This is a genomic window from Sulfobacillus sp. TH-112, from assembly GCF_057473405.1.
This window is the reverse complement of record NZ_JBYCKN010000150.1, coordinates 1-16,810: the sequence shown is the minus strand read 5'-3', so window position 1 is coordinate 16,810 and position 16,810 is coordinate 1. Positions and strand designations below refer to the sequence as shown.

Here is a 16,810-nt window from a genome sequence, read left to right as displayed (position 1 = left end):
CCGTGACAGAAGGCATTCAAGAGGGAATTTTAGAGACCGGAAAAATTGCGGCGGAAAGAATATTATTCTTTCCCAATGGCGTCGATACCACGATCTTCTATCATACGACGCCCGACACTGCATTGGTTCATCGGGTGGCACCGAATAATGAGAAAGTATTTTTATATCCTGGCACCATGGGCTACGCCCAGGGCCTCGATATCGTCATTGATGCTGCGCAGTACTTGCGTCACCGTACGGACATTAGTTTTCTTCTGGTGGGGGACGGTCCAGTGCGGGAGCATCTCAAACAACGGGTGGTCGAGTTGGGACTGATGAACGTCATCTTTGAGCCCCTGCAACCGGTTGATCGGATGCCGCAATATTTTTCGCTGGCACGGGCCACGGTGGTGCCGTTGAAGAAGCACCGGCTGTTTCGCGGAGCTCGACCGAGTAAAGTATTCCCTGCTTGGGCGGCGGGTACGCCAGTCATTTATTGTGGAGAGGGAGAAATGGCTCATCTCATTGAAGAGGCCCAGGGCGGACTGGTCGTGCCTCCAGAAGATGGTCGTGGGCTGGCGACGGCGGTACAAACGTTGGCGGATATGGACTATCGTGAGTGGAACACCATGTCGCACCATGGATATTCCTACGTGGTGGAAAACTATACTTGGGACATTATCGCCGATCGCTGGCTGGCCGCTCTTGACCAGGGGAAGTCATGACGGCTCCCCGGATTCTGTTCATTGGCCATTATCCGCTGGACATTCTTGATCGTGCCCCGAAAGTGAGAATTTCACATATGAAAGAGGCGCTGGCGCGAGTGGCCTCGGTTACGATGGTGAGTGACACCCGATCAGCGCGGCGACGTCAATTATCCGCTCTTGTAGATAATCTCAAGCATGGGCAATATGATGCCGTATATCTCGAAAGTGCTAGTTCCACAGCGACGCCGAGCGACATTCATTTTTTATCTTTGGCAAGACGATATCATGTCCCGGTGGGTATCTTTGTGCGGGATGCGTATCAGTTCTTCCCCGATCTCTATCCGCAAAAGGGCCTCAAGCACCGGATTTTGGCCGTTTTATATGATTTGACAATTGCGCAGTATAAGCGCCTTGCGACCTCCATCTTTGTTCCCAGTGTGGGACTTGCCGAAGCTATTGGCATCAGGGATGCGGTTCTTTTGCCTCCGGGGGCAGAATGGAAAGCCTCTTCCTCTCGTGAACGTACCCACCGCATCATCTATGTGGGTGCGGCTGGGCCCCACGATGGCGTTGAACGATTAGTTCAGGTGATGGACCGGGTCATCGCGGTCATTCCCGATGCAGAATTGGTCCTCGTGATGCGAAAAGGGGAGGCGACGAGGTTTTCCGTTCCTCTGAGGGGCGGGATTTCTGTGGTTGAAGCCGCGGGAGACGCGTTAAGGGCGCTCTATGCGACGGCTCAGGTGGCTGTCATTGCACGCCCAGATACCCGCTATAATCGGCTCGCGATTCCGGTGAAGTTGTTTGAATATCTGTCTTATGGATGTCCCGTGGTGGTCACGGGACCCTCTGAGGTGGCTAACCTGGTTCGAGTGCATCGATTGGGATGGGTCGCCGACGATACCGAAGAAAGTTTGGCGAATTGTCTCATCGCGGCACTTCTCTATGCCGGTCCGCCTTTTCCCCTTAAAGAGTTTGTCGAAGAGAATAGTTGGGATGCGCGAGCTCAGACGGTGCTAGAAAGCCTCCTATAGGGAAAAATGAATTACTGAACGGAGGGCTCCCGTCCGAGAAACATTGCTCCGAGAACGAATAAGCCACCTAGGACCAAGGAGAGGGTGAGGAGCGATTGTCCTAAGATAATCGAAATGACGGTTCCAATCAGTGGTTGGATAAAGAGGTAGAGCGCAGAGACAGTGATTGAGTGGCGGGTGACCACAGAAAGCCACAGCCAATAGCATAGCCCCGTCGCGATGAAAGCCAGGTAGGCATTCGTCCACATAAAGGACCAACTGAAGTGCACGGGGCTCGTACCAGGGTCGAGAAGAAATAGAATGACGCTTCCCAAGGCACCAAACCCGAAGGTGAGAGCGGCTGCGGGCTGTGGCTGAAGGGTTCTTGCCAATTGCGACGAGTACACGTTATAGACAGTGAATGAGAGTACGGAAAGAATCAGCGCCGCATCGGCCGTGATATGGTCTAGGTGACCCGGACGCGGTTCGCCCGTCAGTATCCAACAACCCAAAACGGCCAATACCACGGCGATTTTTTGCCACGGGGAAATCTTGGAGCGAAATGCCAGTGCGGCCAAGAGAATGGTGATGAGCGGCTCGAGAGAAACGGAAAGCGCAGCGATGGCAGCGTCTGTACCGTGAAGGCCCACAATTTGGAGCCATATTGGAAGAGAGAATCCGATAATGCCTAAGCCGGCGCTATACCCCACAAGACTCCATGACCATCGTGTCACCCGGCGCAGCCACGGACTGGTGAGAATAAAGGCCACTGTGAGACGTAGGGCCGCCAATAATGTGGGAGACTCCCCCGTATGTAGTGCAATGACGGTCACGGGATAACCGACAGCCCAAAAGACGTTCATGAGAATAAGCCACAGATACGGATGCTCTAATCTCTGCGTCGGGATCCCTCGCTTAAGAAGAAGTATTGGAGATGGTCATATCATTCTGGATTGGCCGGGAGAATCCTTCCCCGGCCAAATGAGGTTTTTAACTCTTTGAAGAACCCTTCCCTTAAACTTTTTTCTCCGTGGGAGGGGCTTTCGCAATGATATAAAAGTTTTCGATATCATGACATGCGACGAGCAACATTGGAGGATAGGATGTCACGCTCTAAGATACAGTCAGAGGCAAGATAAGAGGTCCTCAGGGATGTTAGGGAGGGAGAATGACGATGTTAAAAATTCTTCAGGGGAATATGGCGATGGTGTCTCACGGTGTGACACTTTTTGGGACATTGGAATTCTGGGCGGTGACCGTGACGCTCTTATTCATGGTCTTGGCCGTGGTGGTCTCGGCGTACGGAGGGAATCGGCGGATGGCGATGAATTCTCGTGTCTTGAGCTTAAAACAGCAGGGATCGTATCCACAAAGGCGAGGCGACTAGGCCTCATCGGAGTAGGTGTGATGATCAGCATAAGACAAGATCTCTTGTGCCAAGGCCTCCGCAGCCGGAGATAGGGTTTTTCCGCTGACGCTCACCAAGGCTATGCGACGCGTGAGCGGTGTGTTTAACGGGATGATCTTCAGGTGTTGTCGTTGAGCGTATTCCACGCCTACGTCTCGTGGAATAATAGAGATGCCCATTCCCGCAGACACAAATCCAATGATGGTACCGATGCTGGACGCTTGCGCGACGCAGCGAGGGTCAAAACCGGCGTTGTGACAAAAAGCGGTCACGGTGCGTGCGAGTCCGAACGTAGAGCGGAACAATACCCAGGGCAATGATTGCAAGTCAGGTAAAGACACGGTATGGGAGATGTCCAGATCTTTTGGCGCAATCACCACCAGTTCTTCATCCCACAGGGGTTGAATGTCGACGCGGCTTCCCAGCACTGGCAGTGACATGATAGCGACATTGATGGTGCCATGATGAAGCGCATCAATGGTGGGAACGGAACTTTGTTCAATGACCGAGATTTGCACTTCGGGGAACTTTTGATGAAATGACTGATAGATCGCCGGAAAATGGTTGGTGGACACCGCTGACACGGGACTGAGTCCGAGCGATACCGCGCCATGGATCACTGTTTGCATAGCGTTGAGCTTTTGGGGAATGGCTTCAGCCAAGCGAAGAATTTCGCGTGCTGAGGACGAGACCAGGGTACCTGCCCGAGTCAGTACCATGCCTCGACTGCGTCTCTGCAACAGAGGGAAGCCCAGTTCTTGTTCGAGTAGCTGCAGTTGATGGCTTACCGTCGGTTGAGTGATGTCCCATTGGCTCGCCGCCTGAGAAATTGATCCATAGTCTTCAACCGCAATTAATAGTTGCAACTGGTACAGTGTCATTAGCTGATCTCCTCTAGGGGAAACATGGGAATATGCACAAGAGGACGCCTGGCTCTGCTGTGCTGGAGCACGAGCTCAGGCGTAAACAATCTCTTGAGCAAGAGGGACAAGCATACGTCATGACCTAGCTTATTGTGCGATACGCTCCGGTCCCGTGACAGCTTGATGCGATGCGTGAGGCCGTTTAAAGGCAAACATCGCTAAGAGGCCGGCGACAATGGCAAACGAGCCCGCAAGATAAAAATCAGGCTTATAGGAGCTGTTCGCGACAAAAATGACCGTGGCCAAGATTCCGCCAAAGATTCCACCCACGGCTTTTCCGGTGTACATCATGCCATAGTTCACCGCCGAATGTTCGCGACCAAAGTAGTCGGTCATCAGTGCCGGGAAGAGAGTGAAGAGCGGTCCCCACATTCCCATGGCCACACAAGCTAAGACGATGAACAAGGGCCCGCTGTGGGTGTTGGCCATCCAAAAAAGAGAGATGCCCATGACGACGAAGGCAATGAACATGGATAATTCTCTTCCGATGTAGTCAGAGACAATTCCCGACACCCACCGCATGACGCCGTTTGGAATACGAGAGAGGGTAGCAGCGGTCACGCCAACGGCAGCGGCAACAGCCACCGATGCGGTGACATCGACCTTGGCAATATCCGCAATATGAGCGGTAATCATGAGCCCCGCTGCACAGATAAGCGACATGGCTATCCACATCACCCAAAACTGCCAGGTGGCGAGAACCTCTGTGGGCTTAAACTGATAGGTGGGATTGGCTACTTGAGTGCGTGATGTGGAGGCATTGGTGTCCGATTCGGGGACATAGCCCGGAGGCGTCCATCCCTTTTGAGGGTAGCGTAGGAACTGAGCCACAATCACAATCACCACAATCATGGCAATCCCCATGTCTTCAAAGGCGTGCTGGTATCCGTTAATTCCGGTCGCAATGATACCGGCAAGAATCGGAACAAAAATGGCCGATCCGGCACCAAAACCCATATCGATGAGGCCGACTGCCACACCCCGTCGCTTTGCTTCGGGGAACCACTTCAGTGCGTTATTCACACCGTTACAATATATATAGCCGGGTCCTAACGATCCGAGTCCATAGGCAAGATATAGTTCGGCGTGTGATCCGGCGTGCGCGCTCACAATCCAGCCAAGTCCTGTGACAATACCTGCAACGGTTGTAAACCATCGAGGCTGCCACTTATCGGACCACATACCACTAGGAATCATGAAAAGTGCGGCGACAGCAACGTAGATGGTAAATGTCAAGGCAACACTGGGCAGAGACCAATGATGCGCTTTCGCTATCGGCGATTCAAACAAAGTAAAGGTATATTCGTAGGGACTAATCATGACCATGACGATTAAGGCAAGCACTGCCTGAAACCACCGGTTTGACAATACACCAGACGGTGGCGAAGAAGTGGATGAGGACATGTATACGCTCCTTTCAACAAAACCCTAATGATATGAATTGTTCCTCGATTCCAATTATGAGGATGATTAAATGTTACTGACTTTGGTGGGGAGGATACAGCAGTATGGCTTATGGCCAAATATAATTTATTGTTATGACGGCTGCACCTGGCAACATTGTACAGTGGAATCAGGAGGTGGGTCGTTCACTCGGCATCGAACGAACGCGGGATGTGTCGCTCGTGTACGACGTCACTGGAATAGGATCGTACATAATTCATAAAGACTTCCACTGCGGGAGTGATCTCTTCACGACTACGAAACACCAATGCAAATCGCCGATAGGCGCGGGGCACTAATAGCGAGACGCTAATATATCCTGCTCTGGCTTCAAGAATTACCGTGTCTCGTGGGACCACGGCAATGCCGACTCCCGCCGCGACAAACCCTAAAAGAGCATGGATACTGGAGGCTTCGCTGACAATTCGGGGCTCAAATCCTGCATCTTGAGCTAATCGGGCTACCGTGAGGTTTAAGCTATATCCCGGTTTCATAAATACGAATCCCTGATCCTTGAGGTCCCCAAAGGAGACAGTTTCGGGAAAATGTTCATCGGGGCTTGCAATGACGACTAATTCTTCGCTCCACAATGGTTCATACTGCGCTTTGGTGGTGAATAAGGGTAACGGTGTCAACGCCAGGTCCACTCGATGATTCCGTACCTGATCAGCCAGGTGCAGTGCCTCTACCTCAACCACTTGAATGTGGATATCGGGAAACGATTTGTGAAAGGGTCGATAGATGCGAGGGAAGTGATGGATGGATACCGGTGATAGGGGGCTGACTCCAAGAATGATGTTTCCGGTCACTGACTGTTTGGCCTCTTCCACCGTGACCTGCAGTCGCTTGGTCTCCTCCAAGACTTTTTTGGCTTGTTGTACCGTTTTTTCGCCAATGTCTGTTAAGGTGGCGCCGCGAGCGCTACGAATTAGCAATGATGCGGACAATTCTACTTCAAGCAAATGAATCTGGTTGGTGACGGCGGGTTGAGTCACGCCAAAATACTCAGCGCAAGCGGAGATCGATCCAAAGTCAGCAATGCCGATTAAGAATTCTAGTTGACGTAACGTCACCTCGTGCCTCCAATCTATTGGTCATAAGCAATTGTTATTTCCTTGCTGCGCCAGTTGTTAAATTTGAGAACAATTTGTGCGAATCACAATCTTTCAAGAGAAAACTGCGGGAATTTTGTCATTCCCAAATATGCCGCCTTATCATTAAAAAAGATAGATAAATAGCCCATGTGCTTCTAGTGTACACCACCTAACGTGAGACCACTAAGATATTTCTTAGGGGAACTCTTGGGAAATAAAGCATTTATTCAAGGTTTCTTTGTATAAATAATAATTATGTCTATCTATAATGGGATGTGGTTGCAGTCCTTCGGTTGATAACGGTAAAATACGGGCAAATCGTCTCACTACTGTAAGATTAGTCTTATGTCAGACTGTTTCGTAGCACTATCCGTCGTATGTCAGTGATGGATTGATTATAGGCTGGGCGTATTTATTGGGATAATAAGTGTTAATATGTCCAATTTTTCTTCAAAAGTGTCGGTGAACTAACTAGAGGAGTGATGATAATGAGTCTTCCGCTCGAAGGGATTAAAGTTCTTGACTTTACGGGAGTTCAAGCGGGTCCTGCATGTACGCAACTTTTGGCATGGTTCGGGGCAGATGTATTAAAAATCGAACGGCCTGGTGTGGGTGATGTGACCCGACGGCAATTGCGCGATATTCCTGAAGCGGATGCGTTGTACTTCACCATGCTCAACAGCAACAAACGCTCTTTGGAATTGAATACCAAAACGCCTGAAGGCAAAGAGATTCTAGAAAAATTGATTCGCGAGGCAGATGTTTTGGTCGAGAATTTTGCCCCTGGGGCCATGGATCGGATGGGCTTTACTTGGGAGAGAATTCAAGAACTCAATCCTCGTTTGATTTTTGGATCGGTTAAGGGCTTTGGCGACAACTCGCGCTACTCTGACTTAAAGGTATATGAAAACGTGGCGCAGTGTGCTGGTGGAGCAGCGTCGACCACCGGCTTTTGGGATGGACCTCCTTTAGTGAGTGGTGGAGCCTTAGGGGATAGTAATAGTGGAATGCATCTCGCCATTGGTATTTTGACCGCGTTAATCGGGCGTGAAAAGACCGGTAAGGGTCAAAAGGTGAGTGTATCGATGCAGGATGCCGTGCTGAATTTGACGCGTGTGAAATTGCGTGACCAGCAACGACTCGAGCGTGTAGGCTACCTCGAAGAGTATCCTCAGTATCTTAATGGAACTTTTACCGATGTGGTGCCCCGCGGAGGCAATGCGGGCGGCGGCGGTCAGCCGGGATGGGTGCTCAAGTGTAAGGGCTGGGAAGAAGATCCCAACGCCTACATTTATTTCACTTTGCAAGAGCAAAACTGGGCCAATACCTGTAAGGCCATCGAAAAGCCCGAGTGGATTGACGACCCGGCATACTCCACCACGATTGCGCGCCAATCCCATATCTTTCAGATTTTTGAGGACATCGAAGAGTGGCTCAAAGACAAGACCAAATATGAGGCGGTCGACATTCTTCGTAAGTTTGATGTTCCGTGTGCGCCGGTTATGAGTATGAAAGAAATTGCGTACGATGAAGACTTGCGCGAAAGCGGAACGGTCGTGGAAGTGGATCATAAGGTGCGTGGCAAGTATTTGACGGTAGGGAGTCCCATTAAATTCTCAGGATTCAAACCTGACATTAAGGGATCGCCTCTGCTGGGTGAGCACACAGACGACGTATTGAAGAGCCTCGGATACACCGATGACCAGGTGCGCCAATTCCGAGAGAACAAAGTGGTCTAATGCTGTTTTTGAACGGGACAGTGATGCCGTTCTCAGAAATCCCCTCTGAATACGCGATCAGAGGGGATTCTGACAATCTTATACTGACGTTTTAGGAGGGATGGAGATGGGCACGTCTGAATTAACAGATGGGTTTCATTTAGTAGTGGATGCCTTAAAGTTGAATGGCGTTGATACCATATATGGAGTGGCGGGAATTCCCATAACCGATTTGCTGCGACTCGCACATGCGGAAGGGATTCGGTACATTGGATTTCGCCATGAGCAGAGTGCCGCTAACGCGGCCGCCATTGCAGGGTATTTGACACAAAAGCCCGGTATTTGCCTGACGGTGTCAGGACCCGGGTTTCTTAATGGAATGGTGGCGCTCGCCAACGCCACCACCAATTGTTTCCCGATGATTCTCATTAGTGGGTCTAGCGATCGCGCCATTATTGATCTCGAACAGGGTGATTATGAAGAATTGGATCAAATGACGGCAGCGAAACCCTATGCCAAGGCTTCATATCGCATCAATCGGCCTCAAGATATTGGCATTGGGCTCGCCCGCGCGATTCATGCAGCAGTGTCTGGTCGGCCGGGAGGGGTGTATTTAGACTTGACCGCCGAAGTGCTAGCTTCGGTACTCGATGTGGACACGGCCAAGAAGTCTTTGGTCAAAGTGGTGGATCCGGCACCGCGGCAAATTCCTTCCCCGGAATCAATTGAACGAGCTGCAGAACTCTTCTCTAAAGCACAGCGTCCGTTAGTGATCTTGGGGAAGGGGGCTGCCTATGCCCAGGCGGATGATGAGATTCGACATTTGATTGAGTCAAGTGGGGTACCGTATCTACCGATGTCGATGGCTAAAGGGCTACTTCCGGATAATCATCCTCAATCAGCAGCTGCTGCCCGATCTTACGCTATTGGACAAGCGGATGTGGTGATGCTGGTCGGAGCTCGGTTGAATTGGCTCCTATCCCATGGGAAAGGTCCCCTCTGGTCTGAGACGACGCAGTATATTCAGATTGATATTTCGCCCACAGAAATCGATAGCAATCGACCGATTGCAGCGCCGGTGGTAGGGGACATTCACTCGGCGGTTCACGCGCTGAATGGTGCTCTGGCCGGTCGTGCCATGCATATGACTTCCGCATGGACCGAGGAGATTGCCGCGAGAAAGCAAAAGAATGTCGCCAAGATGGCGGAGAGACTGGCCCAGGATCCTCATCCAATGAACTTCTCGAGCTCCTTACGGGCTGTGCGCGATGCGTTATCCGATCGTACCGACGTTTACATTGTGAATGAGGGAGCCAACACGCTAGACTTTGGCCGCAATATTATTGATATGTATGAACCCAGAAAACGTCTTGATAGCGGCACGTGGGGAATTATGGGCATTGGAATGGGTTATGCCATTGGAGCCGCTGTGGAAAGTGGTAAGCCAGTGGTGGCCATTGAAGGCGATAGTGCGTTTGGGTTTAGCGGCATGGAGCTTGAAACCATCTGTCGATATCACCTACCCGTGACCGTGGTGATTTTAAATAATAGCGGCATCTATCGAGGGGATACGGAAGGTACGGGCCCATCCCCGACCGGGTTTGTTCCTAACGCCCGTTACGACAAACTGATTGAGGCGTTCGGAGGTCGTGGCTACAATGTCGAGGATACGGAGAGTCTTGAGCGCGCACTCAAGGAGGCATTGGAGTCGGGCGAGCCAACACTAATCAATTGTCTCATCGATCCCACAGCAGGTACCGAGAGCGGGCATATTCAAAGTCTCAATCCCAAGAGCGCATTGCAAAAATAATGTCGAAAGGAGGTTTCCTTACAGGGGAACCTCTTTTCTATTGCGAATAGGAGGAGGGAGAAGCGATGGAGCAAGATCTTGATGCCTTTTACCGGGATTTTGTGCAAAATGCACCTGACGCCGTGGTCTACTCCGATGACAAAGGGATTATCAGGATTTGGAATAGCGGCGCTGAGCGAATTTTTGGCTATTCTGTCCAAGAGGCGGTAGGACAAACCTTGGACATCATTATTCCGGAAAAACTGCGGGACAGACATTGGCAGGGCTATGACAAAACCATGGAGACGGGAACGAGTCGCTATGGCGCTGGTTCGCTGCTATCGGTGCCCGCATTGCGAAAGGATGGGACCCGTATCTCGGTCGAATTTACCATCGTTCCGTTTGCTGATGCGGACGGGCACATGCTAGGCATCGGCGCCATGATGAGAGATGTAACCAAGCAATTTGAAGACATGCGGGCCTTAAGAAAAGAGTTTGCAGCGTTAAAGGCCCGATGTGGAGCGGATAAATCGCTTTCGTCATGAATCGGCCCCCAAATGACGTTCCCAAGACCTAGTCCACCAAGAAACGATGGACTAGGTCTTGGCTTTATCGCTGAGAACTTTTTTGCTCAGTTGCCACCACCATTTAGCTTGACTGCTTTGGACGAGGGGTTGTGCAGAGGGCGGAATCGTCAGCGCGTCAATGAACGGGGTATCTGGTGATTTGAGAAGTGCGGCATATAATTGCTGCACATGCAGCGGGACATCGGGGTTGCCGATGACCATATCCCCCGAAGCTAAGTGATGTTGTAGTGTTTGTTCGATGGGCAATCGCTGGGAAAGCATTGTCGTTGGGCGGCCCACGAAGTCCGCAATCCTTGCGATTTGGGCACGTTGGTGTTCGTTGAAATAATTTTCATAGTGCACTAAGAGCGATGGAAGCCCCTTTGAGTAGTTGATAGCTGAAGACATGTAGTGGAACCATAAGTCGAGTGCTTGGGGAAGGGCCATTTCATTGCGCTTCTCTAAAGACTTGGCGACAGCGATCGGATTGCGCGTGCAAATCACAACGCGAGGATTCGGTAAGACATCGATCCAGTAGGGTAGAGTCACGCTGAATCGCGGGTCCTTGAGCATCCAAGACGGATTACGTACATACGGACGGGCTACGGCGGTCATGTGACGCTGAAGAAGTCGGGTATTTTTATTCAATAGCCAGTTGTGGCTGGTATCTTTGGCAATTATCGGCCGTTTCCAATCTCCACCGTATATTTGTAAGAGCAGATTATTGGCATCGATCACGCGAATATCTTCCCAATAGCCTTTGGCATTATATTGATCTCCTCGAAGCAAAAGGTGTTCAGGAACGAAATAGCCTAGTTCATGAATGAGATTGGCAGTCACGGACGTGCCACTGCGATGCATTCCCATCACAATGACGCCTTCGGTGTGCGTTTGGTTCACGGTGGACAATGACGTGTCGGCTCCCCTCGGTCTTGATATATCAACCCCACCATGGACTCCCGTTGGGGTCTCAGTACATAGCGCTATCCCTTGGCACCTCCGGCAACTTCCCTGGGATGAGAAACGGCTACAGGCGCTTTTTGAGTGCGGCGTCTAATTCCAATGAGGTATTCGGAAAATGGCAACATTCTAATGAGGGTGACCACCATAATGCTCATCAGCACCCCAACCCCCCATGTAAAAAGCGTATTGAGATACGGATTAATGGAGATGCCTTGCCACTTCAAAAGATCCAGCCACCCATGGACAAATAGCGGATGAACCAGGAAGATGCCGAAGGAGGCATCGGCGATGACGCCTATGACGCGAGCGACGTGGGGATGGTGGCCGCGGGTTTCTGCAAACCAGGTACCCGCCGTTAAAAGGGCAAATGTGATAGCTAAGGTATAAATTACTGTCATGGGTTGAAACATATTGGTGGCCGTATTGAGGCCGCCCAGATATTTATTGTCGATAAAGAAGGTCGCCACGATAAGGGTTGTGGCTGGCAGCAACACCATGAGGCCATACTGGCGATGAGATGAAATCCATGATTCGATTTGGGGCCAGTGATGCCCAATAATGCCTCCCAGGATAAAAAACCCTACATAAGCGGTCACGAATAAGGGTGGTGCCCAGGATAATTCATGAAAATATCCCGCCATCGTCCAAGAGAACATTTCCCACAGGATAGCTAAAACAGCGAGCCACTTTAAGTAGCGTTCGCCTTTTTTAAGCACGAATAGTAGCACCGGAGTCAGGAGATACATTTGGAATGTGATAACCATGTAATAAAGATGGCCATCTCCGGTAAAGAGTACTCCGAGGTATTGCTTCACGAACGGAACCACCGGCCAGAGAGGCACACTCAAAGACAAAAATATCACTAACCAAATGACGTAAGGCAGAGCTGCACTGATTGCCCGGCGCTTAAAGAATTCCAGCCATCTTGGGGATTTTTGCCGATATTGATAGGCGAGAATGAATCCCGTCACTATCATAAAACTGACGCGTCCAAATTGAAAAATGAGTTGGAGGAGGCTCCCTGAGATGGGGCGGTGGGGTACTAAGGCAAACCGCACCGAGTGCACTAGTACGACGCCTAGGATACTGAGTGCCCTTACCATGTCGAGGCTATAGACATATTGTTTGCGTGGTGTGTGTGACATGACCATCATCCTCCCAAGACATGTTAAGTGGTGAACCTGATGACCACCTGAATTACGCCGGGGATTCAGACAACATTCAGTTATCGCAAGAGTGCATTGACGACGTGGCAATCGCTAAATGTGTGGAGGTGGTGAGCAGCATGTTACAAGGCGTTGACGGTTTGCAGCACCCGGTACGTGGACTCCCATAAGATAAATCCACAGAAGGTCTCCTCAAGGTATTGAAAACCATGCATTCAGTCAAACCCTTATCAAGGAAGATGACCGTTTCGTGTGAAAAGGACTCGATGACCGTTTGACTGGTCAAACAACGCATCTAGGCTCTATCAAACGGTGATCGCAGGCTATCGACCAAGAGGGTTCGCGTGCGACTCCTCATCTCGTCAGCCAGCAGCGGCTGCCCCGCGAGGCCGAATCATTTTAGAAGGAATGCCAGCGACTATGAGAATAACGGTGGAACAGTGCGGAGAGCGGGACTTCCGTGCTTTTGACGGCTTCTCAGTCACTGGCGAGGAAGGATTCAGGCAGGGAGCTCGCTTCAGCTTGGTCGATTGCCGACTTTATGAGAATTAAATCTGACTTGGCAGCGCAGCGGACACTGGTGCGGGGATTCGACAATTGAGTATACTAGGAGAATCGAGAAATGGGAGGCGTTGGCTTGCAGCAGTTGGTCTGGGCATACGGACGTCACGTCAATCGGACGATAGCTAATCTTGGCCAGACTTTTGAAGAACGGGGCTATGCATTGGAGCGTTTTTCGATGGTGGTCCCCCGATGGAGAAAGGTTCCCGCCATTTTAGCGACTCTACGATGGCAAAATGGGCGTCTTCGCGCATTTTCTTCCATTCATCCCTGGACCTATCGCCACTTAAAGGTTCCCAATGAATTTGCGTCCTGGCCGGTGTTCGTTTTCGGTAGTCAAATCCTGTCATCCGCTCCACACTATTTTTATCAAGACCTCAACTATCAGACTCTGGTCGACTTCCGTCAGGATGGCTTACCTACTTATATGTATGACGAAGTGAGCCTCTCGCTGTTAAAAGCACAGGCAAAGATGCAGTTGGAGCATTATGCGAAGGCCCGTGCCGTGTTTACCATGAGTCAATGGATTCGCAAGAAAATTGTCGATACCGGAGCTATACCAGAAAACCGCGTTGTGCATGTGGGAGCCGGGTCCAATCTTGGGGTGCAGTTCACGGAGAATCCTTATTCAGAAAAAAATCTCGATAGCGAGCGGTTAGTATTTATCGGTCGTGACTTTGTCCGCAAAGGCGGCCCGTTGTTACTGGACGCTTGGGATATTGTCCGGCGCGCACTGCCTACGGCTCGTTTAGCTATAGTGGGACCACCGCGGGACGCCATTCCGTTGCGTGATGGCATTGAGGCATATGGCGATGTGGATTCCACCGCGGTCTTAAATTTGTTGCGCGAGAGTGCCGGATTTGTGTTGCCCAGTCTATGGGAGCCATATGGGATTGCCTATCTTGAGGCACTCAGTTGTGGGGTTCCGGTGATTGGGCCGCCTAGAATGGCGATACCGGAATTTCTTCACGATGGCCAGAATGGATATCTCTATAACAAAGATCAACCACAAGTACTGGCTGAGGCGATGATTGAGTTGCTCAGAAACCGGTCTAAAACATGGGAAATGAGTCAAAATGGGTTTGCCATGTCGAAGGATTATCAATGGGACAGAGTTTATGAAAAAGTGCACCAGGTGCTATCGGAGGGGTCTCACGCGGAGATCAGTACATGAAGATTAGTGTGGTCATCCCCGTCTATCGCGGCAAACGGTTCATTCGCGACACGCTGGAAAGCGTTCAGGGACAGACATTCGATGGTCAGATCGAGACCCTAGTGATTGAAGACGGTAGCCCCGCCGAAGAAACCGTCCAGAGTCTATGTGAAGAATTTCATGTACCATATATCTATTTGTCAGAGAATCGTGGGGTGATGGCTGCCAGAATTTTTGGGGTGGCGCAGCTTTCATCGGAGACACGCTATGTAGCACTGTTGGACCAAGATGATCGATGGGCTCCGGACTTTGTGCGTCGCACGGTTGACGTAATGGAGCAGCAACCGGCGGTGGGGTTTGTGGCGACTAATGCACGACTGATCGATGATGGGGAGGGGAAGCCCCTCTGGTCTGCCCGACGTCCGAGTCTTCTATTGGAGGACTTGAAGGTGGCTAACCAAATCATTTCTCCGAGTCAGGTGATGATTCGTTATGCAGCATGGATGGATGCCATACCCAAACTGAGTGGCGACCTTCATGGGGGAGCCGATGATTGGCTGTTTTGGTTAGCGATTTTGTCCCAGGGATATTGCGCGCACTACGTACAAGAACTATTGATGGATTATCGGATTCATGACGGGGGAGCCCACCACCAAAAGGACAAAATGCTGCAGAGCAGTCTCTCAGTGGTGAATGAATGGTTTCCGAAACTGGGGTTCACGGACGATGATCGTCGTCGCTTCTATGGTCGTCGAGCATTCGACGGGCTCGTCGAGGGGATTCGGGAGCGCGATTGGGAGAGATTTGGACAGTCCGTGTTTCAGGGCGTCCGCGATCCGTGGGCCATCTGGGAGGGCTTTCGGTTTCGTCAGCGGCATAAGCGGGAGGGAATTGTTTGATAATCACCGCGAGGACGCCAAAACATCGCGTGCTTGGTTAACATAGGTAACATAGGGCGGCCTATGGCAGTGATCCGTACGGGAATTTTCATGAAAACACGCCACAAACTAGAGCGATGGTCTGGCCTAGTTTGTGGCGTGTGAGGCGTGAAGACTAATTTGAGAACGTGGCCACTGCGGAAGAATCACCGGAAATTCGTACGGAGTAATGACTGGCGGAGGGAACTTCTACGGTAAAGTCCCCAGAGACCGATTGATTCGATGGCACCATGACAATCACTGCCGAAGCATGATCAGGAACGATGGGATAAGGAAAAAGAGAATCACTCTTCGTAATGCCATCAAGACTGTAGTCGTTGCGTGAAGTCGTTGCCGATGTTGTGCTCGGGGCCACGATAAGGTCACTTAGTGGGAATTGAATCATTGAGGTGGTGATGTTGCGTAGAGTCATGTTTAATAAATACAAATTGTCTGAACTCCCATTGACCGTGACAGTACCTTCTGCCTGAACACTATTGACGGTCGCGCGAATGCCACTCGGGTTTCCCACTCCAGCAGCAGATGGCACATTAGACAATACCGGTTGAGGATTAGCGTTGCTTTGCACAGGGAGTGAAGACACGGACGTCGAGGTCGATACCGAAACAGACGGACTAGAGGAAGCGCTCGGCGACGGCGAAGACGATGGTACCGTCGATGGTGAGGCACTTGTGGTGTGATGCTGCTTGTGATTGGTCTTGACCGGCGCTGAGGCGGCAGGATGCTGTTGTCCACATCCGGCAATTGCCACCATGAGTACTGGTACTGCAAGAAGACCGCTTAGATGCAATCGATTCATGGGTGAATCCTCCTTATACTGCCATGGAATATCCTTTATTCGTCCGTGTGACTAACATTAACAGTGCTTTCAATGGCCTGCCAATAGTCGGAGGTCTCAAATGGAAGTCGCCAGGGAGCAATTCCCGCGAGATTATACGCTTCTGCGACTTCTTGCACACGATTTTGGATTGACGCGGTCGTATCCACCCAGTATTGGTACTCTCCGATACCCCAGTTGTTGATGACTTCCTTTAATGCGGCTTGAGTGGCGGCATCGTATACGCCGGCCGTCGCACCGGTGACATTAAAGTCTTGTTGGAACTGCGTCACAGCGGCTGCCGTAAGCGGACCATAGTACCCATCTTGAGCTAAATACGCCGGTGTCGTCTGATTGTTTTCTACCGCATAGCGCAACAGAATGTAGTTCAAGAGACCTTGGAGATTCTTCACTTGGGCCAGGGAGCTTGACTCATCTGCTGTTGAAAGCACGGAGGTTGGCGCAACCGCCTGACCGTTGGGATTCACGGTCCATTGATCGTTGCTATTGAGGTATTCGTCAGTCATGAAGACTTCCGATTGAAATGTGGGATCCCAAATCGGGACGATGCT

General features: G+C 50.9%; 16 protein-coding genes. 8 read left to right on the top strand and 8 right to left on the bottom strand.

Going from position 1 to position 16,810, the window contains the following annotated elements:
• A partial coding sequence (locus ACOJWD_RS10790) for a glycosyltransferase family 4 protein (RefSeq protein ID WP_486993237.1) occupies window positions 1-704 on the top strand: 704 nt, incomplete at its 5' end.
• Window positions 701-1,720, top strand: a complete 1,020-nt coding sequence (locus tag ACOJWD_RS10785) for a glycosyltransferase (protein ID WP_486993236.1) — start codon at window positions 701-703, stop codon at window positions 1,718-1,720. The genes ACOJWD_RS10790 and ACOJWD_RS10785, both read left to right, overlap by 4 nt.
• A gap of 11 nt (window positions 1,721-1,731) precedes the next feature.
• Here ACOJWD_RS10785 and ACOJWD_RS10780 read toward each other — a convergent pair whose 3' ends face one another.
• Window positions 1,732-2,577 (bottom strand): DMT family transporter, encoded by an 846-nt coding sequence (locus tag ACOJWD_RS10780; RefSeq protein WP_486993239.1) that lies wholly within the window; start codon window positions 2,575-2,577, stop codon window positions 1,732-1,734.
• 296 nt (window positions 2,578-2,873) lie between these two features.
• On the opposite strand from ACOJWD_RS10780, the gene ACOJWD_RS10775 reads away from it, so the two are divergent.
• Window positions 2,874-3,086 carry a hypothetical protein gene (locus ACOJWD_RS10775; RefSeq protein ID WP_486993235.1) on the top strand — a complete coding sequence of 71 codons (213 nt, stop codon included), beginning with the start codon at window positions 2,874-2,876 and terminating at the stop codon, window positions 3,084-3,086.
• Here ACOJWD_RS10775 and ACOJWD_RS10770 read toward each other — a convergent pair.
• The 3 genes from ACOJWD_RS10770 to ACOJWD_RS10760 form a co-directional block, all read right to left on the bottom strand.
• Window positions 3,083-3,988: a LysR family transcriptional regulator gene (locus ACOJWD_RS10770; protein ID WP_486993234.1), complete on the bottom strand. Its 906-nt coding sequence runs from the start codon at window positions 3,986-3,988 to the stop codon at window positions 3,083-3,085. The two genes, ACOJWD_RS10775 and ACOJWD_RS10770, sit on opposite strands and share 4 nt — an antisense overlap.
• Before the next feature lie 129 nt (window positions 3,989-4,117).
• Window positions 4,118-5,434, bottom strand: coding sequence for an OFA family MFS transporter (locus ACOJWD_RS10765; RefSeq protein ID WP_486993233.1), 1,317 nt, complete (start codon window positions 5,432-5,434; stop codon window positions 4,118-4,120).
• A gap of 185 nt (window positions 5,435-5,619) precedes the next feature.
• Window positions 5,620-6,546 carry a LysR family transcriptional regulator gene (locus ACOJWD_RS10760; RefSeq protein ID WP_486993232.1) on the bottom strand — a complete coding sequence of 309 codons (927 nt, stop codon included), beginning with the start codon at window positions 6,544-6,546 and terminating at the stop codon, window positions 5,620-5,622.
• 509 nt (window positions 6,547-7,055) lie between these two features.
• Between ACOJWD_RS10760 and frc the strand changes: the two genes are divergently transcribed.
• From frc to ACOJWD_RS10745, 3 genes are all read left to right on the top strand, one after another.
• Window positions 7,056-8,306, top strand: coding sequence for a formyl-CoA transferase (gene frc, locus ACOJWD_RS10755; protein ID WP_486993231.1), 1,251 nt, complete (start codon window positions 7,056-7,058; stop codon window positions 8,304-8,306).
• 106 nt (window positions 8,307-8,412) lie between these two features.
• Window positions 8,413-10,095, top strand: coding sequence for an oxalyl-CoA decarboxylase (gene oxc / locus ACOJWD_RS10750; protein ID WP_486993230.1), 1,683 nt, complete (start codon window positions 8,413-8,415; stop codon window positions 10,093-10,095).
• A 65-nt stretch (window positions 10,096-10,160) separates the two neighbouring features.
• A complete protein-coding gene (locus ACOJWD_RS10745; RefSeq protein WP_486993229.1) occupies window positions 10,161-10,619 on the top strand; it encodes a PAS domain-containing protein in 459 nt (152 codons plus the stop codon).
• 51 nt (window positions 10,620-10,670) lie between these two features.
• On the opposite strand, the gene ACOJWD_RS10740 is transcribed toward ACOJWD_RS10745, so the two are convergent.
• On the bottom strand, window positions 10,671-11,540 hold the full coding sequence (locus ACOJWD_RS10740; protein ID WP_486993238.1) for a sulfotransferase family protein: 870 nt from the start codon (window positions 11,538-11,540) through the stop codon (window positions 10,671-10,673).
• 83 nt (window positions 11,541-11,623) lie between these two features.
• Window positions 11,624-12,748 (bottom strand): acyltransferase, encoded by a 1,125-nt coding sequence (locus tag ACOJWD_RS10735; RefSeq protein ID WP_486993228.1) that lies wholly within the window; start codon window positions 12,746-12,748, stop codon window positions 11,624-11,626.
• 643 nt (window positions 12,749-13,391) lie between these two features.
• Here ACOJWD_RS10735 and ACOJWD_RS10730 point away from each other — a divergent pair.
• Window positions 13,392-14,504, top strand: coding sequence for a glycosyltransferase family 4 protein (locus ACOJWD_RS10730; RefSeq protein WP_486993227.1), 1,113 nt, complete (start codon window positions 13,392-13,394; stop codon window positions 14,502-14,504).
• A complete protein-coding gene (locus ACOJWD_RS10725; protein WP_486993226.1) occupies window positions 14,501-15,382 on the top strand; it encodes a glycosyltransferase family 2 protein in 882 nt (293 codons plus the stop codon). The genes ACOJWD_RS10730 and ACOJWD_RS10725 overlap by 4 nt, the downstream gene beginning before the upstream one ends.
• A gap of 154 nt (window positions 15,383-15,536) precedes the next feature.
• Here the strand turns inward: ACOJWD_RS10725 and ACOJWD_RS10720 are convergent, their stop codons facing one another.
• Window positions 15,537-16,220, bottom strand: coding sequence for a hypothetical protein (locus tag ACOJWD_RS10720; protein ID WP_486993225.1), 684 nt, complete (start codon window positions 16,218-16,220; stop codon window positions 15,537-15,539).
• A gap of 35 nt (window positions 16,221-16,255) precedes the next feature.
• A partial coding sequence (locus ACOJWD_RS10715) for a peptidoglycan-binding domain-containing protein (RefSeq protein ID WP_486993224.1) occupies window positions 16,256-16,810 on the bottom strand: 555 nt, incomplete at its 5' end.